Origin of the sequence: Priestia aryabhattai (genome assembly GCF_023715685.1) — a bacterium.
In the GTDB taxonomy this organism is placed as follows: domain Bacteria; phylum Bacillota; class Bacilli; order Bacillales; family Bacillaceae_H; genus Priestia; species Priestia aryabhattai_B.
Window position 1 is genome coordinate 77,760 of the sequence record NZ_JAMBOQ010000005.1, and the last position, 24,109, is coordinate 101,868.

Annotated in this window: 26 protein-coding genes; 13 read left to right on the forward strand and 13 right to left on the reverse strand. The window is 37.9% G+C overall.

The genetic code is table 11. From position 1 onward, the window contains the following. Positions 1-280: 280 nt before the first annotated feature. Positions 281-1,066, reverse strand: coding sequence for an endonuclease/exonuclease/phosphatase family protein (locus tag M3225_RS21380; protein ID WP_251397039.1), 786 nt, complete (start codon positions 1,064-1,066; stop codon positions 281-283). Between the two features lie 4 nt (positions 1,067-1,070). Further along, positions 1,071-2,708, reverse strand: a complete 1,638-nt coding sequence (locus M3225_RS21385; protein WP_251397041.1) for a PTS transporter subunit IIBC — start codon at positions 2,706-2,708, stop codon at positions 1,071-1,073. Between the two features lie 273 nt (positions 2,709-2,981). On the opposite strand from M3225_RS21385, the gene pgmB reads away from it, so the two are divergent. Together pgmB and M3225_RS21395 are read left to right on the forward strand one after the other, a co-directional pair. Beyond that, a complete protein-coding gene (pgmB, locus tag M3225_RS21390) occupies positions 2,982-3,689 on the forward strand; it encodes a beta-phosphoglucomutase (protein WP_251397043.1) in 708 nt (235 codons plus the stop codon). Positions 3,690-3,778: 89 nt separating this feature from the next. Next, positions 3,779-4,648 carry a Cof-type HAD-IIB family hydrolase gene (locus M3225_RS21395; protein WP_251397045.1) on the forward strand — a complete coding sequence of 290 codons (870 nt, stop codon included), beginning with the start codon at positions 3,779-3,781 and terminating at the stop codon, positions 4,646-4,648. Positions 4,649-4,681: 33 nt separating this feature from the next. Here M3225_RS21395 and pdxK read toward each other — a convergent pair whose 3' ends face one another. Next, on the reverse strand, positions 4,682-5,506 hold the full coding sequence (gene pdxK, locus M3225_RS21400; RefSeq protein ID WP_251397047.1) for a pyridoxine/pyridoxal/pyridoxamine kinase: 825 nt from the start codon (positions 5,504-5,506) through the stop codon (positions 4,682-4,684). A gap of 392 nt (positions 5,507-5,898) precedes the next feature. Between pdxK and M3225_RS21405 the strand changes: the two genes are divergently transcribed. Next, entirely contained in the window at positions 5,899-6,666 is a 768-nt protein-coding gene (locus M3225_RS21405) for a hypothetical protein (RefSeq protein ID WP_251397049.1), read from the forward strand. Between the two features lie 62 nt (positions 6,667-6,728). Here the strand turns inward: M3225_RS21405 and ald are convergent, their stop codons facing one another. Then, on the reverse strand, positions 6,729-7,862 hold the full coding sequence (gene ald / locus M3225_RS21410) for an alanine dehydrogenase (RefSeq protein WP_013059863.1): 1,134 nt from the start codon (positions 7,860-7,862) through the stop codon (positions 6,729-6,731). 252 nt (positions 7,863-8,114) lie between these two features. Beyond that, positions 8,115-9,350 (reverse strand): PucR family transcriptional regulator, encoded by a 1,236-nt coding sequence (locus M3225_RS21415; protein ID WP_251397051.1) that lies wholly within the window; start codon positions 9,348-9,350, stop codon positions 8,115-8,117. A gap of 396 nt (positions 9,351-9,746) precedes the next feature. Here M3225_RS21415 and gndA point away from each other — a divergent pair, with 396 nt between their 5' ends. Beyond that, positions 9,747-11,159 (forward strand): NADP-dependent phosphogluconate dehydrogenase, encoded by a 1,413-nt coding sequence (gene gndA / locus M3225_RS21420; RefSeq protein WP_013059861.1) that lies wholly within the window; start codon positions 9,747-9,749, stop codon positions 11,157-11,159. 42 nt (positions 11,160-11,201) lie between these two features. On the opposite strand, the gene zwf is transcribed toward gndA, so the two are convergent. After that, positions 11,202-12,704 carry a glucose-6-phosphate dehydrogenase gene (zwf, locus tag M3225_RS21425; RefSeq protein WP_209150792.1) on the reverse strand — a complete coding sequence of 501 codons (1,503 nt, stop codon included), beginning with the start codon at positions 12,702-12,704 and terminating at the stop codon, positions 11,202-11,204. A 306-nt stretch (positions 12,705-13,010) separates the two neighbouring features. Beyond that, on the reverse strand, positions 13,011-13,457 hold the full coding sequence (locus tag M3225_RS21430) for a staygreen family protein (protein WP_251397054.1): 447 nt from the start codon (positions 13,455-13,457) through the stop codon (positions 13,011-13,013). A gap of 177 nt (positions 13,458-13,634) precedes the next feature. Between M3225_RS21430 and M3225_RS21435 the strand changes: the two genes are divergently transcribed. From M3225_RS21435 to M3225_RS21445, 3 genes are all read left to right on the forward strand, one after another. Then, a complete protein-coding gene (locus tag M3225_RS21435) occupies positions 13,635-14,309 on the forward strand; it encodes a uracil-DNA glycosylase (RefSeq protein WP_251397056.1) in 675 nt (224 codons plus the stop codon). A 115-nt stretch (positions 14,310-14,424) separates the two neighbouring features. After that, positions 14,425-14,730: a YwdI family protein gene (locus M3225_RS21440; RefSeq protein ID WP_251397059.1), complete on the forward strand. Its 306-nt coding sequence runs from the start codon at positions 14,425-14,427 to the stop codon at positions 14,728-14,730. Positions 14,731-14,745: 15 nt separating this feature from the next. After that, a complete protein-coding gene (locus tag M3225_RS21445; RefSeq protein WP_251397063.1) occupies positions 14,746-15,117 on the forward strand; it encodes a DUF423 domain-containing protein in 372 nt (123 codons plus the stop codon). A gap of 24 nt (positions 15,118-15,141) precedes the next feature. On the opposite strand, the gene gerQ is transcribed toward M3225_RS21445, so the two are convergent. From gerQ to hemQ, 3 genes are all read right to left on the reverse strand, one after another. Then, positions 15,142-15,648, reverse strand: a complete 507-nt coding sequence (gene gerQ / locus M3225_RS21450) for a spore coat protein GerQ (protein WP_251397066.1) — start codon at positions 15,646-15,648, stop codon at positions 15,142-15,144. A 26-nt stretch (positions 15,649-15,674) separates the two neighbouring features. Then, the gene (locus tag M3225_RS21455; protein ID WP_251397069.1) at positions 15,675-16,097 is read right to left on the reverse strand and encodes a cell wall hydrolase; all 423 of its coding nucleotides are present in this window, start codon (positions 16,095-16,097) and stop codon (positions 15,675-15,677) included. 176 nt (positions 16,098-16,273) lie between these two features. After that, the gene (gene hemQ, locus M3225_RS21460) at positions 16,274-17,017 is read right to left on the reverse strand and encodes a hydrogen peroxide-dependent heme synthase (protein ID WP_045293877.1); all 744 of its coding nucleotides are present in this window, start codon (positions 17,015-17,017) and stop codon (positions 16,274-16,276) included. A gap of 276 nt (positions 17,018-17,293) precedes the next feature. Here hemQ and pta point away from each other — a divergent pair, with 276 nt between their 5' ends. Further along, entirely contained in the window at positions 17,294-18,265 is a 972-nt protein-coding gene (gene pta, locus M3225_RS21465) for a phosphate acetyltransferase (protein ID WP_013059853.1), read from the forward strand. A 30-nt stretch (positions 18,266-18,295) separates the two neighbouring features. On the opposite strand, the gene M3225_RS21470 is transcribed toward pta, so the two are convergent. Together M3225_RS21470 and M3225_RS21475 are read right to left on the reverse strand one after the other, a co-directional pair. Next, entirely contained in the window at positions 18,296-19,147 is an 852-nt protein-coding gene (locus M3225_RS21470) for a lipoate--protein ligase family protein (protein WP_251397071.1), read from the reverse strand. Positions 19,148-19,275: 128 nt separating this feature from the next. Beyond that, positions 19,276-19,950 (reverse strand): RsfA family transcriptional regulator, encoded by a 675-nt coding sequence (locus tag M3225_RS21475; RefSeq protein ID WP_308215764.1) that lies wholly within the window; start codon positions 19,948-19,950, stop codon positions 19,276-19,278. A 201-nt stretch (positions 19,951-20,151) separates the two neighbouring features. Here M3225_RS21475 and M3225_RS21480 point away from each other — a divergent pair, with 201 nt between their 5' ends. The 3 genes from M3225_RS21480 (at position 20,152) to M3225_RS21490 (ending at position 22,410) form a co-directional block, all read left to right on the forward strand. Further along, positions 20,152-20,376 carry a DUF1450 domain-containing protein gene (locus tag M3225_RS21480; RefSeq protein ID WP_013059850.1) on the forward strand — a complete coding sequence of 75 codons (225 nt, stop codon included), beginning with the start codon at positions 20,152-20,154 and terminating at the stop codon, positions 20,374-20,376. A 193-nt stretch (positions 20,377-20,569) separates the two neighbouring features. Continuing rightward, the gene (locus tag M3225_RS21485; protein ID WP_251397077.1) at positions 20,570-21,877 is read left to right on the forward strand and encodes an HD domain-containing protein; all 1,308 of its coding nucleotides are present in this window, start codon (positions 20,570-20,572) and stop codon (positions 21,875-21,877) included. Between the two features lie 23 nt (positions 21,878-21,900). Beyond that, positions 21,901-22,410 (forward strand): YwgA family protein, encoded by a 510-nt coding sequence (locus M3225_RS21490; protein ID WP_251397080.1) that lies wholly within the window; start codon positions 21,901-21,903, stop codon positions 22,408-22,410. Between the two features lie 52 nt (positions 22,411-22,462). Here the strand turns inward: M3225_RS21490 and M3225_RS21495 are convergent, their stop codons facing one another. After that, positions 22,463-22,648: a 2-hydroxymuconate tautomerase gene (locus tag M3225_RS21495; protein ID WP_013059847.1), complete on the reverse strand. Its 186-nt coding sequence runs from the start codon at positions 22,646-22,648 to the stop codon at positions 22,463-22,465. A gap of 264 nt (positions 22,649-22,912) precedes the next feature. Here M3225_RS21495 and M3225_RS21500 point away from each other — a divergent pair, with 264 nt between their 5' ends. Together M3225_RS21500 and M3225_RS21505 are read left to right on the forward strand one after the other, a co-directional pair. Further along, on the forward strand, positions 22,913-23,557 hold the full coding sequence (locus M3225_RS21500; protein WP_251397083.1) for a site-2 protease family protein: 645 nt from the start codon (positions 22,913-22,915) through the stop codon (positions 23,555-23,557). A 19-nt stretch (positions 23,558-23,576) separates the two neighbouring features. Beyond that, a complete protein-coding gene (locus tag M3225_RS21505) occupies positions 23,577-24,089 on the forward strand; it encodes a YwhD family protein (protein WP_074681860.1) in 513 nt (170 codons plus the stop codon). The last annotated feature ends 20 nt before the right edge of the window (positions 24,090-24,109 follow it).

A 24,109-nucleotide genomic window follows, 5' to 3' on the forward strand; every position in this document is an offset into this window, starting at 1 on the left:
CACCTATTTTTCTTTATTAGTTTATGATAATGACAACGGGTGTTCATTTAAATAGAGCCTACATGTATCATCTTACTATTAAGTTGAGCGATTTCATTGATAAACATGCAAAAATGGGTTGCATATCGCCAACATCACAATATTATAGCACACCTACTTTTTAAAATGCGAAAGTTTATCGGACACTTCTAAAACGATAGATAAAGCAGTAAAGAAGATGATTTTCACATAATCATAATCACAAGAAAAAAGCGAACGCTATTCGTTCGCTTTATGTCACTTATTTCACTTCAACGCTTACCCCAAAATGGTCGGAAACAACGGGATAATGTATGCCGTTAAAAACCACAGTCGATGACTGAATATCCTGCGCATGACTCGATAGAATTAAATCAAGGCGCAGCGCACGTTCATTATCATCCCATCCAGCAATGTTACCTTTAACTGTAATACCGCTATCTTTTTTGTTCGATAGAGTATACGTATCATAGAGGCCTTGGCTCAACAGGTAGTCGTAACCTTCATTTCGTCTATGAGCGTCATTATTAAAGTCTCCAAGTAGGAAAAACGGGTTATCTTTGTGTACATGAGCTAGCAGCGTATCAACTTGCTGCTTGAATGGCTCTTCCTCGTCATCCCACCAGCCAAGATGGCAAGAATAAAACGTAAAGAGCTCTTTTTCATATTCGATTGTTGCTCCAACAATTCTTCTCGTTTTCCAATAGTCAATATTTGACGTTTGTGAAACAAAAAATGAATGTTCTTCAATAACCGGGTGTTTTGTTAAAATGGCAATTCCTTCTTCATATACTTCATAGCCTATATGAGATAAATCCCATACCAATTGATAGTCTTCACCTTGTTTACCCAGTTCTTTTGCTAAAAGCCAAGCGTAATTATCGCTACGAATGTAGTCATGTACATAAGGAGCGTCTATTCTTTGGCTTACTTCCTGTAAAGCAATGACATCGTATTTTTCTTTTTTAATTACTTCAGCTAGACAAGATAACTTGTCTAGCTGATTTTCCTCTTGCCAAGAGTGGCAATTTAACGTTAATAGCTTCATTATGTTAAGCTCCTAACAAATCTTGAATGTCGGATTTCAAAACATCCGCTTTAGGTCCATAAATAGCTTGTACCCCTTTATCTTTCAAGATTAAACCAAGGGCCCCGTTTTGTTTCCACTCACTTTCTCCTGCAACGGCATTTATATCTTTTACCGTTACACGTAAGCGAGTCATACAAGCATCAACGTCTTCAATATTGTTTTCTCCGCCAAGCAGTCCAATAATGACAGGGGCAAGCGAATCATTTTTCACCTGCTTGCTGCTTGTTGCAGTTGTTTCTTCATCGATATAGTTTCCGTTACGTCCCGGCGTTGGGAAGTTAAAACGTTTGATTAAGAAGTTTGCCACTCCAAAGTTTAAGCCAAAGAATACAAGGCAGGCGATAACAAAGTTCATTAAGTCAGCCCATAGTCCAGCTTTGATAATCATCGGTGTACGTGTTAATAGTTCAATTACGCCAAATGAGTGTACGCGGACATGAACAATATCAACAATGGCAAAAGCCAGTCCTGTCATAATTGCGTATACGACATATAGAAGAGGCGCAGCGAACATGAACATAAATTCAATTGGTTCTGTTACGCCTGTTAAAAAAACAGCTAGTCCAGCTGAAAAAAACATTGAACGATATTTCGAACGTTTGTCAGGATCTACGTTACGATACATTGCTAAAGCGATTCCAATTAATGACGCACAAGATAAAATCATCTGTCCTACTTTAAATCGTGCAGGTGTAACGTCATGCAATAACTGCTTGTAGCTTTCCATATCTCCTGCAGCGCGGAAGTTATTTAAGTCTGCAATCCAAGCAAGCCACAAAGGATCTTGACCGGCAACAGTGGAGCCTGCTCCAGAACCCGTTAAAATTTTGTAAGTACCACCTAGCTCTGTGTAGTTCATAGGAACTGTCAGCATATGATGAAGACCAAATGGAAGAAGCAAACGCTCTAATGCTCCGAAAATAAATGGTGCTAGAATAGGGGCTGTATCTCTAGATGTTGCAATCCACTGTCCAAAACTGTTTAGCGAACCTTGGATGAACGGCCATACAATGGATAAAAGCAGTGCTGTTACAACTGAACCACCGATGACCACAAATGGCACGAAGCGCTTGCCATTAAAAAACGAAAGAGCTTCAGGCAATTTATCATAGTTGTAATATTTGTTGAATAAATTCGCGCCTAAGAAACCAGCGATAATTCCTACGAACACTCCCATGTTAAGAGCGGGAGATCCTAAAATAGATGTGAAGTAGTCTTTTACAACTAATTCTTGTCCAAACAGTGATTGAACCGTTGCTTTTGAATCTGAGAGCATTTCTGCTTTAACTCCGAAAATGGCTCCTGTAATTCGATTAATAAGAATGAATGCAATAAGTGCAGCAAATGCGCCGCCAGCACGTTCTTTTGCCCAAGACCCCCCGATGGCAACAGCGAACAAGATATGAAGATTTGTAATAATACCCCAGCCTATATCTTCCATCACTCGTGCAATTGTTTGTACAGCAGTGATGTCTCCCCCAGTCATTGCAACTAGTTTTCCAAGTGAAATCATAATACCAGCTGCGGGCATAACCGCTACTACTACTAATAAAGCCTTACCAAACTTCTGCCAAAAATCAAATGAAAAGAACTTTTTCATAGTTTTTCCCCTTCCCTCATGTATGGGTTTTCATTTTATTTTTTGATAAACTATATTTTCAAGCTAGTGCAACCGTTTGCATAACCTTATTGTAATAAAAGGGCTTTCATAATGCAATACTGTAATTTCTCTTTTTTAAAAATTTATTCATGTATTATAAATGATGAAAAAATTTTTATGATAAAGTGAACAATATTAACGGTATTTTAACATGATGGAATGTAATAAAAGCATTCAAGTAATGGCATAAAGACAAGTACAGAGGAGGATAATATGAAAAAAGAAGGGTTACAAGCTATTATTTTTGATTTAGACGGTGTTATTGCAGATACGGTACATTTATATTATAGAGCCAATAAAAAAGTAGCAGATCAACTTAACGTTTCGTTTTCTACAGAACTGAATCAGCAGCTGCAGGGAATCAGCCGAGTGAAAACTGTAGAGCTCATTGCTGCACATGGCAATGTACATCTGACAGTGGAAAAAAAAGAACAGCTTGCTTATGAAAAGAATAAGCATTATCAAGCATTAATAAGGGAAATGACAAAGGATAATTTACTTCCAGGAATTAAATTGTTGTTAGAGGATTGTAAAAAACAAGGCATTAAAATGGGAATTGCTTCTTCAAGTTCAAATGCAAATACTGTAGTAGATGCGCTAGGAATACGCTCTTTTTTTGATTGTATTGTGGATGTGAGAAAAATAAAGAAGGGAAAACCAGCTCCAGAAATATTTTTGACAGCTGCCGATCAATTAAAAGTAAAACCCTATGCATGTGTGGCGATAGAAGATGGAGAGGCCGGTATAAAAGCTATTAATCAAACCGATATGGTTTCTATCGGCGTTGGTGAGCATCTGAAGGAAGGGGATGTAAATTTTCACGTATATTCAACAGCTGATTTGCATTTAAAGACGATCAAAGAGGTTTTCGAAAAAGCAAGAAAAGGAACAGAGTATAACAGCACGTATACAAAAAATTAGTAAATCTTTTACATGCAAGTAGCAAAGCGCAAAAAAAACATATGCTAGAATAAAATAAGAGAGCAAAGATACATAGGAAGGGGTACATCATGATTAAATGTATTGCGATCGATATGGATGGAACGTTAGTAAATAGTGAACAAGTTGTAAGTAAAGAAAATGCCCAAGCGATTAAGACAGCTCAAAAGGCAGGGGTGGAAGTTGTTGTTGCTACGGGACGGTCTTATGAGGAAGCCCGTTATGTTTTAGAAGAAGCAGGACTTCATACATATTTAATTTGTGCAAACGGAGCAGAGCTTCGAAATCCACAAGGAGAAAAACAATATTCAGTAGGCATGACGATGGAATCGATTCGCGAAGTAGAGGATATTTTTAAAAAGTTTCACTTGTACTTTGAAGTCTATACAAGTGAAGGTACGTATTCAAATGACTATGAAAAAGCTTTGTCGGTGTTAATGGATATTTATTTAAGTGCTAGCTTAAAAGATAATTATGAAAAATCGTTAGAAGCGGCAAAAGAGCGTTTTAACAGTGGCAGAGTAAAGCTTATTGACGAGTATGAAGCGTTGTTCCAAGATCCAAACAAGGACATTTATAAGCTGCTTGCTTTCTCTTTTGATGAAGATAAGTTAGAACAGGCAAAAATGGAGCTTGTGAAGTTAGATTCTATTGCAGTCAGTGCATCTGGTAAAGAAAATATTGAAATAAATGATGAAAATGCTCAAAAAGGAATTGCGGTTACATCATTTGTTCAAGAGCGCCATATTTCTTTAGAAGAAACGATGGCCATTGGAGACAATTATAACGATGTATCGATGTTTCAGCGAGTTGGACGTGCTGTAGCGATGGGAAATGCACCTCAAGAAATTAAAGAGTTTGCCCATATAGTAACAGGAACAAATGACGAGCACGGCGTAGCTCAAGCCATCTTAAATGCGCTTGAAACAGTCAAACAATAAGCAAAATAGAAAAGCATGCCTTTAGGCATGCTTTTAATTTGTTACTTTCTCTTTTTTACGACGGTATGCACCGTGGTTTGTTGGTCCAACATATTGATTTAAAGCAAATGAATGACGAATTGCTTCTGTAATAAATTCTTTTGCTGTATAAATAGCTTGTTTGACGTCACTGCCTTTTGCCAATTCAGCAGCAATCGCAGCTGAGTATGTGCATCCAGCACCGTGCGTAAATGTCGTTTCAATACGCTCAGACTCTAAGATCTCAAACGTCTTTCCATCATAAAGCAAATCGATTGCTTTTTCGTGCGCTAATTTACTTCCGCCTTTAATCAATACATATTTGGCACCAAGATCAAAAATTTTGACGGCTGCTTCTTTCATTTTATCCACCGTTTTGATAGGACCAAGTCCGCTTAATTGACTAGCTTCAAATAAGTTAGGCGTTACGACTGTTGCTTTTGGAACTAGTACATCACGCAAGCTGACAGTTGTTTCCGGGTGAAGCGCTTCGTCCTCTCCTTTACATACCATCACAGGATCTACTACAACATTTTTTAAATCATACTCTTCAATTGTTTTTGCGGCTAGTTCAATAATTTCCACTGAGCCAAGCATACCAGTTTTTAGAGCTTGTACGCCTACGCCTTTTACAATTGTTTTCAACTGCTGTTCAACAGTTGAAACTTCTTGTGGAAATACGTTATGAGACCAGCTATTATCGGGATCCATTGTTACAATTGTTGTCAAAGCTGTCATTCCGTAAACGCCAAGTTCTTGGAATGTTTTTAAATCCGCTTGAATGCCAGCTCCGCCGCTGCTATCAGAACCAGCAATGGTTAATGCTTTATTCATTGTCATAAAAAATCCTCCCGTATTTTAAGTTCATAGAGAAAATAGAGTAAAGCTTCCACCGGTCGGGTTTTAGTTGCCCAATGTGTTTTAGATAACTTTCTTCCATTCACTTTTTCTTCTATTTTATCGCTTTTAATGGAGATATTCAATTTCTAAAAACTGTATGAATCCTTAGTGTAATTTAGAATTATCATGACTGACTGTGAAGTATGCGTCAAATGAAAGTTAACGAATGATATGAAATGCAAGGTAGTCTGAACGTTTAACGTACATGAACTTAACGTAACCACCTTCACAAGTAATCGTAAGGTAAAAAGCCTTTTATTAAAAGGCTTTTTACCTTATTGTACAAGCACTCTTTCTTTTAATGAATAAAATAAATAGAAACTCAAGAAAGGGTGATTCACATAAAAAAACATTATAATCATGACAGTTATAAAGATGGTTCGTATTCTTTCGATAAATCACAATTTCATATGAAATCGAATTTAATAAACGATAACTTCAAAACTGTTAAGACAGGTACTTTAAATGTTTGTATAATCGTATTACCAGGAGCTAAAGTTGATAGAAACTCCAAAGATAATCAGTCTACAGTTCCTAATCGTGTAAAAAGAGACATAGCGGCTGCTAATAGGATATGGAAACAATATGAGAAAAATCAATTAATCCAAGGTGTTACATTTACTATTACACGTTCATTTGTTTTTTTGGAAAACATCAGTGGCATTGTTAGTAATGCGGAAAATTTTCCAGTTGGAGGAGCTAGTCATCTTACAATGGTACAAGCAATGCTTAAAACTGGCCGAAAAGTTTGTCAAAACGCTGATGTATATGTATTTTATATGAATGGAAATAGATTCGGGCCTATTAATTTTGACTATTCATCTACTCTTGCTGTCACTTATAACTCTTTTCCGCTTATTATTATGACAAATGCAAGTACAGATGAGTATCTCCTCGCCCATGAATTAGGTCATTTTATGTTTATTACGAATCGGTTTAACGAGACAGATGATCCAGAACCTTTTCATGAACTAGATGGAAATCATAATAGAATGCCTAGTAACCTTATGTTTCCTACTCCTGAATTCTGGCCAATAGTACCAGAGATTACCAGCGAACAGATACACAAAGCTTTAAATAGTCGTGTTTTTTACAGCTAATTGCTGTTCATTCAAAATAAAAACGCCCTTAACAGAGGGTTAAGGGCGTTTTTCACTGTCTATTAGATAGAAGCTAATTCTTTTTCAAGAGCTACGTCTACTGATACATAATCGTAACCTAAATCATGTGCAACTGCTTCGTACGTAATGGCTCCGTTTGCAACGTTCACTCCTAATTTTAACGCTTCGTTTTGAGCGATTGCTTTGTGAACACCTTTAGAAGCAATTTGAAGTGCGTAAGGCACCGTTACATTTGTTAAAGCAATCGTTGATGTGCGAGGAACTGCTCCCGGCATGTTCGCAACTGCATAGTGTACAACACCGTGCTTTTCATAAGTCGGCTGATCATGTGTTGTAATGTGGTCGATTGTTTCAACGATACCACCTTGATCAATTGCTACGTCAACAATAACAGAACCTGGCTTCATTGTTTTAACCATTTCTTCTGTTACTAGTTTTGGAGCTTTTGCACCTGGGATTAATACTGCGCCAATCACTAAATCTGACTCTGCCACTGCATCGGCAATGTTATAAGGATTTGACACTAGCGTATTGATTTGGTTGCCAAAGATATCGTCTAATTGACGTAGGCGTTCAGGACTTAAATCAATAATTGTTACATCAGCACCAAGTCCGATTGCAATTTTCGCAGCATTTGTACCAACACCGCCGCCTCCGATAATCGTTACTTTCCCGCGGCTAACTCCGGGAACACCCGCTAATAAAATTCCTTTTCCACCGTTTGATTTTTGAAGGAATTGTGCACCGATCTGAGCAGCCATACGTCCTGCTACTTCACTCATAGGTGTTAATAGAGGCAATGTACGATTTACTGCTACTGTTTCATAAGCAATGGCTGTTACGCCGCTATCTTTTAAGGCCTTTGCAAGTGCTGGTTCAGCTGCTAAGTGAAGGTAGGTGAATAAGATAAGACCTGGTCTAAAATAGCCGTATTCACTTGCTAATGGTTCTTTTACTTTCATGACCATTTCAGCTTGTGCCCAAACGTCAGCTGCTGTCTCAACAATTTCAGCTCCAGCTTTTACATAATCTTCGTTTGTGAAGTTACTTCCAATACCCGCTTCATTTTCAATTAATACACGATGACCTGTACCAACAAATGATGCTACGCCTGCTGGTGTAATCGCTACTCGGTTTTCGTTGTTTTTGATTTCTTTTGGTACGCCAATAATCATGATTAATTTCCCCCTTGGTCGTTTGTGTACCTTTAGTATAAAGAAAGTTTTGTGAAATTTCTTTGTCTAGAAAGAAGAATTGAAGAAGTGGTTTTTGTTTAAACACACAAATGTAACCGCTTACTTATCGGAATTTTTAATTTTTATGTAAGGTCATCTAACATCATTAAGGGGATAAAAAATAAAAAAAGAGCTATTCGTTTATCGGAAAATAAATGAATAGCTAAATGTTAAAAGATGTGACATTCTTTGTTATTTTTTATGTTTCATTAACTTAATATCAATATAAAGAGTCATTTTTTGATTAACGTCTTTTAAGTTAATATCACCAATCTCTGAAATTCGCTTTAATCGATAGCTAAGTGTATTCATATGCACATTTAATTCTTTTGCTGCTTCGTTGATGTTGTTATCATTATTTAAAAACACTTCGAGAGTCTCCACCAAGTTACTATTATGACGAAGATCGTAATCGGTTAGCTTCTTTAAAGAATGGTTTTCAAATTGATCTTGTACGCGCTTTTCTAAAATAACATCAAGAAATTGATAAATACCTAATTCTTGATAGTTAATAATCTCTTTCGTTTCTTCTGGAAACTTACTTTTCATATCTAACACGTTCAAGGCTTCTTTATAACTTTTTTCGATATGGTCGTGCGATGAATAAATACTGCTGCAGCTGGCTTTAATTTGAGTAACATCAAAGCGTTCATACATATTGCCTCTAAAATAGTCTACAAAATCTCGCTGTTCATTAAGAGGATTTTCAACAGCATCTAAAGAAAGCAGTAAGATTAAATCATTGCAATCAATTGTATAAAGAACGATTTTCAAGCGGTGCATCGTTTTTAACATATACGAGATTTGGCGTTCAGCTTCCGGTGTAATATCTTCTTGGAAGCGGAAGATAGCAATGGAAAATGTTGATGGAGCCGTAATTTGGGCTTCATAAAACGCTTCTGTAATTTCTTGGCGAGATTTAATGTGTCCCGTTAATAGTTTCCAAAAAAATTCCTGTGAACGTTCTTCTCGTTTATATTTTCGAATTTGAAGCTGTAGCAATTTGTTTTTTAATACATTCGCAGCTTTTTTTAATAGTTCTACTTCTTCATCGCCTAAGGCTCTCTCAATTTCAACAGCCCAAATGAATCCTAAAACTTCTTCATTTTTCCAGATGGTAATAGCTATGCGATCTCCGAGCCCGATTTCATGAATATTTTTCACACGCACAGGTTCATTTGTCTCAAGTAGTTTGGGAATAATGCCTTCTTTCCATAAGTTGTTGATGACTTTTTCCGGAACTCTTCTTCCAATAATCGTGGCAATACGCGCTTGGTCCGTTCTTTCGTCATGAGTGCTATAAGCTAATAAGCGATGATTGGCATCCTCAATCGTAATAGGGCAGTGTAATACTTCGCTAATGCGATCAGCGAATTCTTCAAGCGTATCAAAATTTTCTTTGAACGGATCTTTGATAGGTTTCGTCATATATAAAATCCCTCTTCATAAAACAAAATAAGTACTAGTGCAGCTTTTTTAGCTGCAGTGAATATAGTGAAACGGTAACAACCGTGTTGATCATCAATTCATTGAAATGATTAACTGCTTAATATTTTAACAAAAGTAATTGTTTAAGAAAATGTTAAAATGCGTCTAACGGTAGTTAAGAAGGTACGGATGATTAGTAACTGCATTCATTTCACTTATTTTATCGAAATTTTCTTCAAAATAATCAATGTTCGGCGAGCATGATTCTTTTCAAATGTGTATAATAAAACGTATGATTATGGTTATATCAAACTTGAATCTGTAACTTTCTTTATGATATGTTCAGTTACGATTAGGTTGACCAATTCATATTACACATGAAGGGAAGAATTTAACATGGCAAAACAACAAATCGGTGTTATCGGTTTAGCGGTTATGGGGAAAAACTTGGCGCTAAACATTGAGAGCAGAGGCTATTCTGTTTCAGTTTATAACCGCTCTCCTGAAAAGACAGAAGAGTTTCTAAAAACAGAAGCAGAAGGTAAAAATTTTGCAGGTACATACAGTGTGGAAGAGTTTATTAATTCTCTTGAAAAACCGCGTAAAATTTTATTAATGGTTAAAGCTGGTGCTGCTACAGATGCAACAATTGATTCGTTAAAACCATATTTAGAAAAAGGCGACATTTTAATCGATGGCGGAAACACATTCTTCCAGGATACAATTCGTCGTAACAAAGAGCTAGAAGAATTAGGTATCCATTTCATCGGTACAGGCGTATCCGGCGGAGAAGAAGGCGCATTAAAAGGACCTTCAATCATGCCTGGCGGACAAAAAGAAGCATATGAACTTGTAAAACCAATCTTAACAGCTATTTCAGCGAAAGTTGAAGGCGATGATTGCTGCACATACATTGGACCAAATGGTGCAGGTCACTACGTAAAAATGGTTCATAACGGCATCGAGTATGGCGATATGCAATTAATTTGTGAAGCATACTTCATTATGAAAAACGTATTAGGCTTAGAAACAGATGAATTACATGAAGTATTTGCTGAATGGAATAAAGGTGAGCTAGATAGCTATTTGATTGAAATCACTGCTGATATCTTTACGAAAAAAGATGAAGAAACAGGTAAAGCACTTGTAGACGTTATTTTAGATACTGCAGGTCAAAAGGGTACAGGTAAATGGACAAGCCAAAGTGCGCTTGATTTAGGTGTACCACTACCAATCATTACGGAATCTGTATTTGCGCGCTTTATTTCAGCTATGAAAGAAGAACGTGTAAAAGCAAGCAAAGTATTGAGCGGTCCAAATGCAGCTGCATTTGAAGGCGATAAAACCGAATTAGTAGAAGCAATTCGTAAAGCATTGTACATGAGTAAAATTTGTTCATATGCGCAAGGGTTTGCCCAAATGAAAGCAGCTTCTGAAGAATATGACTGGAATTTACAGTACGGTGATATTGCAATGATCTTCCGTGGTGGTTGTATCATCCGTGCACAATTCTTACAAAAAATTAAAGAAGCTTACGATCGCGATGCAGATCTAACAAACTTATTGTTAGACCCATACTTCAAGGATATCGTAGAAGGCTATCAGTCGGCTCTTCGTGAAGTTATCTCGATTGCGGTTAAACAAGGTATTCCTGTACCAAGTTTCTCAAGTGCATTAGCTTACTATGACAGCTACCGTACAGAAACGCTACCAGCGAACCTTTTACAAGCACAACGTGACTACTTCGGAGCTCACACATATCAACGTGTTGATAAAGAGGGCGTATTCCATACTGAGTGGTTAAAATAAAAAACAAGAAAAGCAGCTGTATACTACAGCTGCTTTTTTTATTTACTCTTTAGGTGAGAAGTTGTCTTCTCCGACTGGCCACCAGTGGAAACCGTCTTCAGCAAGCAATGCGTCTGATTCTTTTGGTCCCATTGAACCTGATTCGTAGTTCGGGAAGTTTTGTGCTTTTTTGCTTTCCCATGCTTCTGAAATGGTATCAACAAACTTCCAAGAAAGGGCTACTTCATCCCAGTGAGTAAAGTTCGTTGCATCTCCAAGCATGCAATCATAAATAAGGCGTTCATAAGCTTCCGGTGTATTCATTTTATCTCCACAGTTATTGCAATAGTTCAAGTTAATTGGTGTGGATGATGTTGCACCTGGCGTTTTACGTGCGTTTAAGTGAAGCGTAATGCCTTCTTCCGGTTGGATATGAATGACAAGCAAGTTTGGATGAATTTCTTTGTCTTTATTGAAGTATAGGTTCATTGGTAAGTCTTTGAACTGTACAACAATTGTCGTTGCTTTTTCTTTCATGCGTTTGCCTGTACGGATATAAATCGGTACGCCAGCCCATCTAAAGTTATCAATCATAAGCTTACCAGATACAAATGTAGCGGTATTAGACTCAGGATCAACCGAGTTTCCTTCGCGATAGCCGATAACTTCTTCTCCTTCAAGTACACCTTTGCCGTATTGGCCTCGTACAAAATAATCATCTACTTCATCTACTGATAAAGAGCGAAGGGCACGTAATACTTTTACTTTTTCACTGCGAATTTCTTCCGGTGTTAATTTAATCGGCGGTTCCATTGCAAGCAAGGCAACCATTTGAAGCATATGGTTTTGTACCATATCTCGAAGGGCACCTGAAGATTCATAGTAACGGCCGCGGTCTTCTACACCAAGCGTCTCGCTAGACGTAATTTGGATGTTTGAAATGTATTGGTTGTTCCACATCGGTTCAAACAGAGCATTTGCAAATCGGATAACTTCGATATTTTGCACCATTTCTTTACCGAGGTAGTGATCAATACGATAAATTTGATCTTCCTTAAATGCATGGCGAATTTGTTCATTTAATTCTTTAGCAGAAGGATAATCATGGCCAAACGGCTTTTCAATGACTAAGCGACTCCAACCTTCTGTTTGTGTTAAGCCTTCATTTTTTAAATTCGAAGCAATTGTTCCGAAAAATTCAGGTGCCATTGCTAGATAGAAAATACGATTTCCAGGCACGTTGTATTGCTCATCAAGGCTTTCTGTTAGGCTTTTTAATTCTTGATAAGAAGCGACATCTGTTACGTCAAACGGTTGGTAATAAAAATGTGAAGCAAACTTTTCAATGTCAGCGTCACTGTTTTTGAAACTGCTCACTGATTTTTTTACATTTTCGCGTAATTCGTCATTAGTCCAAGGTCTTCTTGCGACACCAACAACAGCGAAATCTTCCGATAGTTTGTTCGCTTTATATAAGCGGAAAATAGAGGGGAATAACTTACGTTTTGCTAAATCACCTGTAGCGCCAAAAATTACGATAATGGATTTTGGTTGTACATTTGTCATTACTTCTAGGACCTCACTTTGTCGTAGTTACGTTCAATTTTTTTCCGCTTTAACAGACAACACTTAAATGAAATCTGGGGATTCATTGCCCGTTAAACTCGGCCTTTATAAACAAACGAATGATTGCTTGTTTACCCTTTTCCTTTATGTATAGAACTACTAATAAATTGTAACGATTTTAAAGGGTTAACGCAAATAGATTAAAACAATTTGTAGTTATTATTCCATGTTTTTAATAAGTTTAAAAGTATTTTGTTTCGAATACTGAGAAAAAGCTACCGTTATTTTAACAGTAGCTTTTCTCATTTATTTATATTGATACAGGGAACCGATAGATTTTTTTGTTGAAAATGGTAGGTCAGGGCTATCGGCGATGATAAAAATAGGACAGTGCATTAAAAGTGGATGTTTTTCGAAAAAAGAAGCATCAGCGTGATAGATGGACGATAGAATAACAGGGAGCTGTTCTAAAAAGTGAAGGTAGCGTGTAATGGTTTCATCCTTTGATGTATACGCACCGATGTAGTAATACATAGTAAGAGAATAAAAACCTTTATCGAAGACGAAGGATGCTAAATATTCGTTCCGCTCTTTTTGCATATGATCGTAGGCAAATTCAATGCCGATTTGAATGGAAGGAACAGAAGTGTGTTGACCTGGGAAAACAGTGTATTTTCTTGGTATCATCGGTTCAACGGGTGTAACGCCCAGGCTATAGGTTACGTCTATTTGGTGGGGATTGCTGATTATCATATGGAATCCCTCCTTTAATATAAAAATACACTCTTTATAAGTGTATACAAAGTTTCATTGAACATGACAATATTAAATTATGCCCAGGCTCTCAGCCTATTTAAATCAAGCAACGTTTGAGCAGGGGGCAGAGTTTACGATAAAATAACAAAAAAGATTATTATGAGGTGATAAGCAATGTGTATTTTAAAAAACGACTGGGCTCCTTTATTAGAAAAAGAATTTCAAAAAGACTATTACATACAGCTTCGAGAATTTTTAGTGGATGAATATAATCACCACACCATTTACCCTAATAAATATGATATTTTTAACGCTTTACACTATACGGATTATAAAAATGTAAAAGTTGTCATATTGGGACAAGATCCTTATCATGGACCAAATCAAGCACATGGACTGAGCTTCTCTGTTCAACCAGGAGTAAAAACACCGCCTTCTTTAGTGAATATTTACAAAGAGCTGAAAAATGAAATGGATTATCACATTCCGAATAACGGTTATTTAGTCAAATGGGCAGAACAAGGTGTTCTTTTACTTAACACTGTTTTAACGGTTAGAAGAGGAGAAGCGAACTCTCATAAAGGAAAAGGGTGGGAACAGCTGACGGACCGCATTATTGAATTAGTGGCACAAAAAGAGGAACCAGTCGTGTTTTTGCTGTGGGGCAAACATGCACAAGCTAAAAAAGAGCTCATTCATCATTCGCACCATTTAATTTTGGAAAGCCCGCACCCTAGCCCATTTTCAGCTAATCGAGGCTTTTTTGGCAATAATCACTTTCAACGAGCAAATGAGTTTTTGCTTGAACACGGACGTCCATCCATTGATTGGCAAATTGACGATGTATAAAAGTGAGCATTTCATGAAGATTAGCTTCAGACATAGCCTCCTATTTCATCTTTTGATAAAATAGCTGTATAAAGTCATATTGAATGTAAGATGAGGTGTCTACATGGATATAAAAATGGCGCAGCTCCTTGATAAAATTAGTACAGAAGTACAAAAAGCAAAGCACCATTCGAATAGTACGAACGTTCGAGATCAATTGGTTGCAATAAAAGCACTGTGTGAGCTTGCATTAGATCAAAATGAAGAAGTTCCAGTATCGAAACCTGTCTCGGTTTCAAAACCTGTTATAATGTCTACACCTGAAATTGTGCAATCGCCTGAGATTATGCAACAACAGATTATTCAGTCATCCAAACCTAATTTTGAGGGAACGAAATTGAAATCAGATGATGCAAACGGCGATAGTTTGTTTGATTTCTAAAGTGAGGAGAAAAAAATGAAATTATTTTTAATAATTGGTGCAATCAATGCGATGTTAGCGGTTGGTCTTGGTGCTTTTGGAGCACACGGGTTAGAAGGCAAAATCTCTGCGAAGTATTTAGAGGTATGGAAAACGGGAGTGCAGTACCAAATGTTCCATGCGATGGGGCTGTTTGTCATTGCATTTCTATTAAGCAAATTCCCTCAGTCTTCGTTGTTAACAGCTTCAGGTTGGATTATGTTCGCAGGGATTGTGCTGTTTTCGGGCAGTCTCTATGTATTAAGTACATCTGGCATTAAAGTTCTTGGTGCGATTACTCCGCTAGGTGGAGTTGCCTTTATTGTGGCCTGGATTTTAATTGTTGTTGCAGCTATAAAATGGCTATAAAAAAACCCCTTTTCAGGGGTTTTTTTAACGAGGAGAATAATTGCTCAACTGCTGGCCTCCACCGCCAAACGGATAATTATATTTGATGGGACCCTCAAAAGTGACGTAATCGAGATAAACCATAAGCAGTAAATAACGAGTGCCAGTTTGTGGATCACTTAAAATGATATGATCGCGTCCGGCTGCTTCAATTTCCCCTCTAAAGACCTTCGCGTTCCACTGCGTATTATTTTCAAACGTCATATATACAGTCGCTATTTTTCCTCGATTTAAACGTAAAATATTTTCAATATATGATTCTTCAATTGGCAGTTGATTTGGGTCTTGCGGGGCACCGCTGCCTCCAGAAGAGGTAGGGGGTGGCCCTCCTTGGCTTTGCCCTTGAACCTGCTGGCCTCCTTGGCTTTGCCCTTGAACCTGCTGGCCGCCTGGCTGGGGCTGAGGCTGAGGCATATAATAAGGATAGTTTGGACTCATATACGGATTTTGCATATATTGCTGTTGCGGTTGATTAGACTTTGGTTTTTTCATAGGAACCTCCTTCAAACAAAAAGAAATTAGTAAACTCCTGGACAATCAGCTTGAGTTGGTGCAAAGAAACAGTGAGATTTAAATCGTCCTGTGTTATTTTGGTTATACCACTGAGCAGGACAGTTGCCACTGGGCTTGAAAAACCACAGTGAGTTTTCCGCGGGGTTAAAACGTTCCCCTCTTAATACACGGCGTGCAAGTGAAATTTCAGACTGGCGGGCACGCTGATAAAAGTAGCCTTTTTGAGTCGCTTCAAATCCGCCTGGGTTTTGAAACACCATCTGACGAATGGTTCTTATATTTCTAAAATCCAAACAGGGAGCTTTAGCACGATTCACGCCTACATTTCCTACCAGTAACATCCCTTGTTTTCCTTCACTTTCAGCTTCAGCTCGAATGAGTCTGGCTAGGAGCTTAACATCTTCTTCGTTGTGTGCAACGACTGCCATTATCCCACCTCGCTTACTTGTGACACTGTTGTATATATATGGTCCTGTAAGTGCGAATATGCCATGGGAAAATAAAAAACCTGTTTCCACTTGGAAACAGGTTTTTTATAGATAAAGCTCATTGGTATTCATTGTTCTCGATGTTACAAAAGAGATAAACGCTTTCGCGGCTTAGTTTAAACGTGTAAAAAGCGTGCAATAGCTTCCTCTTTTAATAAATTTCCGACAAAGAAGCTACCAAATTCACCGTAACGAGCACTTACTTCGTCAAAACGCATTTCGTACACTAATTTTTTAAATTGAAGTACGTCATCTGCAAAAAGAGTAACGCCCCACTCGTAATCATCAAAACCAACAGAACCCGTAATGATTTGCTTTACTTTTCCAGCGTATTGACGTCCAATCATTCCATGGCTGCGCATTAAGCTGCGTCGTTCTTCCATAGGAAGCATGTACCAATTGTCATTTCCTTGACGGCGTTTATCCATTGGATAAAAGCAAACATGACCAGCCTTTGGTAAAGTTGGATATAGTCTAGCTTGTATTTGAGGATTTTCATAAGGATCCTCACCGGCAGGTAAGTAGTTGCTTAATTCAACTACTGATACGTATGAATAAGTAGGAATGGTAAACTCAGCAAGCTTTGTTTTATTAAATTCTGTCTCAATTTCATTTAGTTCTTCCATAGTAGGACGAACAAGCATTAGCATAAAATCTGCTTTTTGGCCGACAATGGTATATAAAGCATGACTGCCTTGCTGCTCAGCTTCAGTTCCTTTCCATTTCTCAATCAATCCTAAAAATTCATGGATAGCCGCTTGACGATCGTCGCTTGATAACTGCTTCCAAGCGCCCCAATCGATTGAACGGAAATCATGAAGTGCATACCAACCGTCTAATGTTTGTGCTGCTTCTGCCATTTCGTTTCACTCCTATTGTCCCATTATGATAAATTCCAATTCTACTATATCATAGTTTGTCCGAAGACCTGGAATGAAAAACCTGTGATTTTGTGACTAAACTTTAAACAATTGTCACAAAGTAAAAACAGGTTTTATTTTAAGTGTTAGCGGAAAATTAAGAATTAAAAGACTTTTTCGTAATCATGGATTCTTGAAGGACATGCCTTTGATTTTTAAAAAAAGTGGAGTATCCTATTATGAGAAAAGTTTTTTACATATCGAGGAGGATTTACTTTGAGTGATTTATTTACAGGTTTAAAACAAAAAGTATCAGCTAGCGATGTATCAATCGTATTCCCAGAGGGATTAGATGAGCGCGTATTAGGTGCTGTTTCTCGTTTAGCTGCCGACAATATCTTAAAGCCTATCGTTGTTGGAAACAAAGACGCTGTAGCATCAAAAGCAGCAGAACTAAACGTAAAATTAGACGGTGTTGAGGTTTTGGATCCTCAAAGCTACTCTGAATTTGATGAAATGGTTGCAGCATTTGTTGAGCGTCGTAAAGGCAAGGCAACAGAAGAAGATGCTCGCAAAATTTTATTAGATGAAAATTATTTTGGCACAATGCTTGTTCATATGAACAAAGCGGACGGTCTTGTAAGCGGAGCTGCTCATTCTACAGCAGACACAGTACGACCTGCTCTACAAATTATCAAAACAAGACAAGGTGTCAAGAAAACATCTGGCGTCTTTATCATGGTTCGTGGCGATCAGAAATACGTATTTGCTGACTGTGCAATCAATATTTCACCTGACAGCCAAGATTTAGCTGAAATTGCAATTGAAAGTGCTCGTACAGCTGAAATGTTCGATATTGATCCTCGTGTTGCTATGCTAAGCTTCTCAACAAAAGGATCAGCAAAATCTCCGGAAACAGAAAAGGTAGCAAACGCAGTAGAAATTGCAAAAGAATTAGCACCAAGTGTAACATTAGACGGTGAATTCCAATTTGACGCAGCATTTGTTCCTTCTGTAGCTGAAAAGAAAGCACCAGGTTCGGTCATCAAAGGAGATGCAAATGTATTTGTATTCCCAAGCCTTGAAGCAGGTAACATTGGTTACAAAATTGCACAGCGCTTAGGAAACTTCGAAGCAGTAGGTCCAATCTTACAAGGTCTAAACAAACCGGTAAACGATCTATCTCGCGGTTGTAACGAAGAAGATGTGTACAAGCTTGCTTTAATCACAGCAGCTCAAGCACTTTAATAAAAAAACTCCGTCCTAGGGCGGAGTTTTTTATGTGGCTAATGAACCCAATGCTTTTTCGTTGCGGTCATACATGCGCTGCAGCTGCGTCTCAAACAGCTCTTGTTCGGTAGCATTTAAAGGCAAATTTACAAGAGAAGAGCTCATGCTATTCAGTGTTTGCAATAAAAGCAGCATGACATCAGAAACGGTTAAATCAATCTGTAATAGCTCAGATAGAGAGGCCATTGTATGAGGCTCGATATCTGGGTATGAAAATTTAGTTTCCGTGTTTTGGAGACCTTTTTTGTAAAACTCTTGAATGAGAGAAGCACGTTTAGAACCGCTTCCTTTAACGCATAAGTAAATTTGTACAGCCACTCCGCCGCGAACGCGTCGCTGTGAAATGCCTGCAAACTTTTGATTACGAATGCTTAAATCAAAGCTGCCGGGACAATAAGAGCCTACGATTTCCTTCGCTTCAATTGCGGTCCCGTAAGATGCAAACATGGCCTTAATCAAATCAAACATGGCTTCATATCCACGATCAATATCAATTCCTTTTTCTGCATCAGGAAAAATTAAAGAAATGTTTAGAACATCTTGATCAAGTACGACAGCAAGGCCCCCTGAATTGCGGACGATGGTTTTATATCCTTGTTCATGTAAATAAGCTGCACCTTCAGCCAAGTGAGGGAGCTTTGTATCTTGGATGCCTAATACAATCGTATCGTGATGCACCCATGAGCGCATGACAGCTGGAGATTCGCCTCTTCCAACGGTTGTACAAAGCGTGTCATCGATGGCAAAAGAATGACGGGCATCAAAATGAGGACCTAGACTTGATTGATCAATAATACGCCAAGCGGGTTGTGCTAAAAGCTTCAAACTATTCTGCTGCATATCTCAAACCCCTTTATAAACAGTAAACGAACATATTATAGCATAAAGGCGTCGTGTCATTGGCTGTAAAATAGAAAAAGAAGAAAGAAGAGCCAAGTTTGACATCTCTCTTTCTTCGTTCATGTAGCTTATTCAGCCATTTTCTCAAGATTTCCGTTACGATCCATTTTAAACGTAGTAGAAGAACGCTCTTCTTCATCAAATAGAGCTAACTTTCGCGCACGGTTCATGATTTGCATTAATGTTTCATAGTCTTCTTGAATAGTAGTAGCATTCACTTCGAGATGTTTGATTTGTTTTTCCAGCTCTGTGTTTTTCTTAGCTAACTCCGCATTTTCTTGCATCAAGCGTTTGTTTTCGCTTTGCAATGCATGTAAATTGCTCGCTTGATTTGGCATTGTTTGCAAAAAGCGAATAACGTCAGCCATTGAAAGCTCTTCACTGCTGCTTTTTTCTACTTGTGTTTCAGATAAGCTATATGTTGCTGTAGGTGCAGACATCATTTGTTCCACATGCTCTACAGATGCTGGTGGCGTATATAATAATTTCTTTTTGCCTTGTTCTTGTCCAAGTGCACGCATGCGCTGTTTTCGCTGTTTTTTAGCTAGCTGCAGTGCTTTTTCATACTGATGGCGTACCACAGCATTCCATCTGAATCCACATGCTGCTGAAGTGCGATTTAATTCATCTCCAACTTCTTCAAACGCATTCAGCTGCGTACTTCCTTCGCGGACATGGCGCAATACTGTTTCAGCTAATAATAAGTCGTTTTCTTCTGTCCAAGCATCTTGTCTATCTTTCACTTTGTTCACTCCTCTATTTTCCATGACTCATAGTAATCATGTTTTGTAGTATCATCATGTACAAAAAATCCATACTTTATACCATTTCTTCTAGAAGTATGATAGATTTTGCTTCCTTCTTTAACTTGCATCGGACTTCAAATAGGGGTAAAATACCCCTTAGACAAAATGATGAACCAATTTTGAAAGGATTGTGTCAACATGGCAAATGAATTTAGAATTTGTGATGATTGTCAGGCAACAAACGTCAAAACGTTGTTACCTCGACTTAAAAAAATAGATGAACAAGCTGAAGTACAAATCGGTTGCCAGTCTTACTGTGGACCGGGACGTAAAAAGTCATTTGCATTTGTAAATAACCGTCCTGTAGCAGCGCCAACAGAGGATGAATTAATCGAGAAGATTGAGAAAAAAGTAAAAAAATAGATAGTGAAACAATAAATAGCTGCTTTTCTGCTACTTATTTGTCGAACGAGCTTCTTACAAACAGAATCGTTTTGTTTGTTAGGTAAATCACCTTGGTTGCTTGACAAGGTGATTTTTTATTCTGAATAGGAAAATAGGAAGTGAGTGTCGAAAAATTATAGCAACAACAAAGTGAAGATAGAGAGGTATGTAAATGACATATCCTAATGAAAAACTCAATGAAGAAAAAGTATTTAAAGATCCTGTTCACCGCTATATCCATGTAAGAGATCGTGTTATTTGGGAGCTAATTGGTACCGCCGAATTTCAAAGGCTGCGTCGTATTAGACAGCTAGGAACGACATACTTAACGTTTCATGGGGCTGAGCACAGCCGTTTTAGTCATTCCTTAGGTGTTTATGAAATTGTGCGCCGTATTATTGATGACGGTTTTCAAGGACGCCCTGAATGGAATGAAGATGAGCGTCTTCTTTGTCTTTGTGCTGCTTTACTGCACGATTTAGGCCACGGTCCGTTTTCTCATTCGTTTGAGAAGGTCTTCCACTTAGATCATGAAGAATTTACGCAAGCCATTATCGTAGGTGACACGGAGGTAAATCAAGTGTTGACGAAAGTAGGAAAGGATTTTCCTAAAAAAGTGGCCGAAGTAATCGCGAAAACATATGAAAATAAGCTTGTCGTTAGTTTAATTTCCAGTCAAATTGATGCGGATCGCATGGATTATTTGCAGCGTGATGCGTATTACACAGGAGTAAGCTACGGTCACTTTGATATGGAACGAATTCTTCGTGTTATGCGTCCTCGGGAAGACCAAGCTGTGATTAAACACAGCGGTATGCATGCGGTTGAAGATTATATTATGAGCCGCTATCAAATGTACTGGCAAGTGTATTTCCATCCTGTTACGAGAAGTGCTGAAGTTATTTTGACAAAAATTTTACATCGCGCGAAAGAGCTCCATTATCATTACTATGAGTTCAAGCAGGAGCCGACTCATTTTTATTCGATTTTTGAAGAAGAAATATCGCTAAAAGAGTATTTGAAATTAGATGAATCTGTTATTTTATTCTATTTTCAAGCTTGGGAAGAAGAAGAGGATGAAATTTTATCTGATCTATGCCGAAGATTTATGAATCGTCAGCTTTTTAAATACATTGAGTTTAATCCAAATTCACAAATGAAAATGTGGATGGAGCTTACAACACTATTTAAAAAAGCGGGCATTAACCCAGATTATTATTTAGTTGTCGATTCTTCAAGCGACTTACCATACGATTTTTATCGACCGGGTGAAGAAGAAGAGCGCTTGCCGATTCATCTGTTGATGCCAAATAATGAAGTGCGTGAATTATCACGTCAGTCGGAGATTGTTGAAGCAATTTCAGGGAAAAAAAGAACCGATCATAAATTATATTTTCCACAAGATCTCATTGATCAATTGTCGTCTAAGCGAAAAGTTAAAGATCAGATTATAAACTTACTAAAAGGAGATCAGAGTTAAATAGTATAGGAGTTGAAGGGGCTGTGTTAAACGATCACGCAAAGATTGTGAAAGTATTTTCCGCGGCGGGAGAAGTTGTTGGCAGAAAAAAGTTACAAAAGATGATATTTATCGGAAAAAAACTGAAGTTTCCTTTTTATGAAAAGTATAATTTTCATTTTTTTGGACCCTATTCTGAGGAATTAACGCTTCGAATTGAAGAGCTGTGTAACTTGGGCTTTTTAAGTGAAATTAAAGAGAAAAAAGGCGGATACATGCAGTATCGCTACGGATTAACAGAAGCGGGAGAAGGATTTTTAAGTCACTATGACTTAGAGCTTCCTCACTTGCAGGAATGTATGAAGGATATGAACGAACAAAGCTCTAAATTTTTGGAGCTCGTCTCTACGATTTTATATTTTGATAATTTACCTAAAGAAGAAGTAAAAGAAAAAGTTTTTACGCTAAAGCGTAAGCAAAACTATACAGAAAAAGACATTGCAGAAGCATACGAATATATTGAAAAGCTCCAGGCAACGCTGTCTGTACATTAAAAAAATGCCATAGGTCGACTCCGACTCCTATGGCATCTTTTTTATGTAGGCGTTATTGATCGCTCATGCGCTTGCCCGCTACAGCGTAATGGTTTTTAGACATTTCTTCAATGATAATGGATACTTTTTCAGGTGCTGCACCTGTTGTTTCTACAACGGCATCCGTTACTTTTTCAACAAGAGCTCTTTTTTGATCATCTGTACGGCCCTCAAGCATCTTAACAGTCACAACTGGCATAATGTATACACTCCTTTTTGGTCAGTATATGATTAGTGTACCCGTTTTCTGAATAAAATGACAGTATGAGATAGTGATGGAGGACATAATCTGTAGTATACTTTTTATAATAACATCGATGTAGAAAAACACGTGTAGTTAAAGAGAGCCCACATTAGACCTTCAAGGGCATATTCAAGACGCCTTGTATTCTTCTTATCGTAAAAACGATTCATCTAGTAGATGTGATGTGTAGAAATTATTTTAAAATAAAGGAGATAAAGAGTGGAACATTTTTTAGCTTTTTCATTGCAAGACCTTCCTTACGTGGTGATGACGCTTATTGTTGCATTCACACTGCATGAGTTTGCACATGCGTATGTAGCTTATTTATTTGGAGACCACACGGCTAAAAAGCAAGGAAGGCTAACGCTTTCTCCGCTGGCTCATTTAGATCCATTTGGAACGCTTTTGTTAATTATCGCAGGTTTTGGATGGGCGAAGCCGGTTCCTGTTAATCGCTATTTCTTTAAAAAGCCTCGTTTAGCTGGTATTCTAGTATCGATAGCGGGACCGTTTAGCAACTTGGTGTTGGCATTTATCGGCTTGCTTATTTATTATTTGATGAGCAATGCCGCAGTGGACAACGATGCGCTTTATCGTTTTTTTACATTATTTATTCAAATAAACCTAACGCTAGGTGTATTTAACTTGTTGCCTTTTCCGCCTTTAGACGGATACCGCGTGATTGAAGACCTCGTTCCGCCGTCTACGCGAGCCAAAATGACGAAGTATGAATCTTGGGGTATTTTTGTATTTTTGATTCTTGTGATTACACCCCTGGATCGAATTGTGATCTGGCCGCTTCTAAACGGAGCAGCAACGTTTGTTATGAATATCTTTCAGCAGATATTAGCACCACTGATTTAATGAATAGAGGAGGCTTACTATGACTCAGCCAAAAAAGAAAAGTATAGGATTTAATATCATAAAAGACGATTCAACCGACGGCCACGGCGGTTACGGGGTTGGAGCGTTAAGTTTAGAAAACATTTCACCCGTTTTTGTTTGTCCGAGCGATGAAGAAGTATTTGTGGATATCGGTGCGATGCATGCAAGAAGTGTAGTGGAAAAAGGAATTAAGTTCTTACCGAATAAAGACGAGGTGCCAAACGGCAAGTTATATTGGCTTGTGTGGGTAACGATTGATCGCAAGCAAGAAGGATCTTACTACGCAGGTATGACAGCATGTGAAATGACCGTGGATCGTGAAATTCGCCGCGGATATAAGTCACTTCCTGAACATGTGAACAAAATGGATAAATCCTTAAAACGACGCATTATGGTAGAAGAAATGGATAACAAGTCTAAGGCTTTGCTTCGTGAGTTTTTGAAGTCTCATAATGAAGAAATCTGGACGTTATCTAATGATGACTTAAAAGAAGCGCTTCAAACATCGTAATACTAAGAAAAAAAGCTTAA

What these genes read in the sequence shown, in the direction of transcription:
- M3225_RS21395 (WP_251397045.1), top strand. Translation starts at nt 3,779, where the DNA reads ATGATTAAATGTATTGCGATCGATATGGATGGAACGTTAGTAAATAGT.
- hemQ (WP_045293877.1), bottom strand. Translation starts at nt 17,017, where the DNA reads ATGGCAGAAGCAGCACAAACATTAGACGGTTGGTATGCACTTCATGAT.
- M3225_RS21415 (WP_251397051.1), bottom strand. Translation starts at nt 9,350, where the DNA reads ATGACGAAACCTATCAAAGATCCGTTCAAAGAAAATTTTGATACGCTT.
- M3225_RS21380 (WP_251397039.1), bottom strand. Translation starts at nt 1,066, where the DNA reads ATGAAGCTATTAACGTTAAATTGCCACTCTTGGCAAGAGGAAAATCAG.
- M3225_RS21430 (WP_251397054.1), bottom strand. Translation starts at nt 13,457, where the DNA reads ATGATAATCAGCAATCCCCACCAAATAGACGTAACCTATAGCCTGGGC.
- M3225_RS21435 (WP_251397056.1), top strand. Translation starts at nt 13,635, where the DNA reads ATGTGTATTTTAAAAAACGACTGGGCTCCTTTATTAGAAAAAGAATTT.
- M3225_RS21495 (WP_013059847.1), bottom strand. Translation starts at nt 22,648, where the DNA reads ATGCCAGTTGTGACTGTTAAGATGCTTGAGGGCCGTACAGATGATCAA.
- pdxK (WP_251397047.1), bottom strand. Translation starts at nt 5,506, where the DNA reads ATGACAATGAATAAAGCATTAACCATTGCTGGTTCTGATAGCAGCGGC.
- ald (WP_013059863.1), bottom strand. Translation starts at nt 7,862, where the DNA reads ATGATTATTGGCGTACCAAAAGAAATCAAAAACAACGAAAACCGAGTA.
- M3225_RS21385 (WP_251397041.1), bottom strand. Translation starts at nt 2,708, where the DNA reads ATGAAAAAGTTCTTTTCATTTGATTTTTGGCAGAAGTTTGGTAAGGCT.
- M3225_RS21505 (WP_074681860.1), top strand. Translation starts at nt 23,577, where the DNA reads ATGACTCAGCCAAAAAAGAAAAGTATAGGATTTAATATCATAAAAGAC.
- M3225_RS21485 (WP_251397077.1), top strand. Translation starts at nt 20,570, where the DNA reads ATGACATATCCTAATGAAAAACTCAATGAAGAAAAAGTATTTAAAGAT.
- M3225_RS21480 (WP_013059850.1), top strand. Translation starts at nt 20,152, where the DNA reads ATGGCAAATGAATTTAGAATTTGTGATGATTGTCAGGCAACAAACGTC.
- M3225_RS21455 (WP_251397069.1), bottom strand. Translation starts at nt 16,097, where the DNA reads ATGGCAGTCGTTGCACACAACGAAGAAGATGTTAAGCTCCTAGCCAGA.
- pgmB (WP_251397043.1), top strand. Translation starts at nt 2,982, where the DNA reads ATGAAAAAAGAAGGGTTACAAGCTATTATTTTTGATTTAGACGGTGTT.
- gerQ (WP_251397066.1), bottom strand. Translation starts at nt 15,648, where the DNA reads ATGAAAAAACCAAAGTCTAATCAACCGCAACAGCAATATATGCAAAAT.
- M3225_RS21445 (WP_251397063.1), top strand. Translation starts at nt 14,746, where the DNA reads ATGAAATTATTTTTAATAATTGGTGCAATCAATGCGATGTTAGCGGTT.
- gndA (WP_013059861.1), top strand. Translation starts at nt 9,747, where the DNA reads ATGGCAAAACAACAAATCGGTGTTATCGGTTTAGCGGTTATGGGGAAA.
- M3225_RS21470 (WP_251397071.1), bottom strand. Translation starts at nt 19,147, where the DNA reads ATGCAGCAGAATAGTTTGAAGCTTTTAGCACAACCCGCTTGGCGTATT.
- M3225_RS21440 (WP_251397059.1), top strand. Translation starts at nt 14,425, where the DNA reads ATGGCGCAGCTCCTTGATAAAATTAGTACAGAAGTACAAAAAGCAAAG.
- zwf (WP_209150792.1), bottom strand. Translation starts at nt 12,704, where the DNA reads ATGACAAATGTACAACCAAAATCCATTATCGTAATTTTTGGCGCTACA.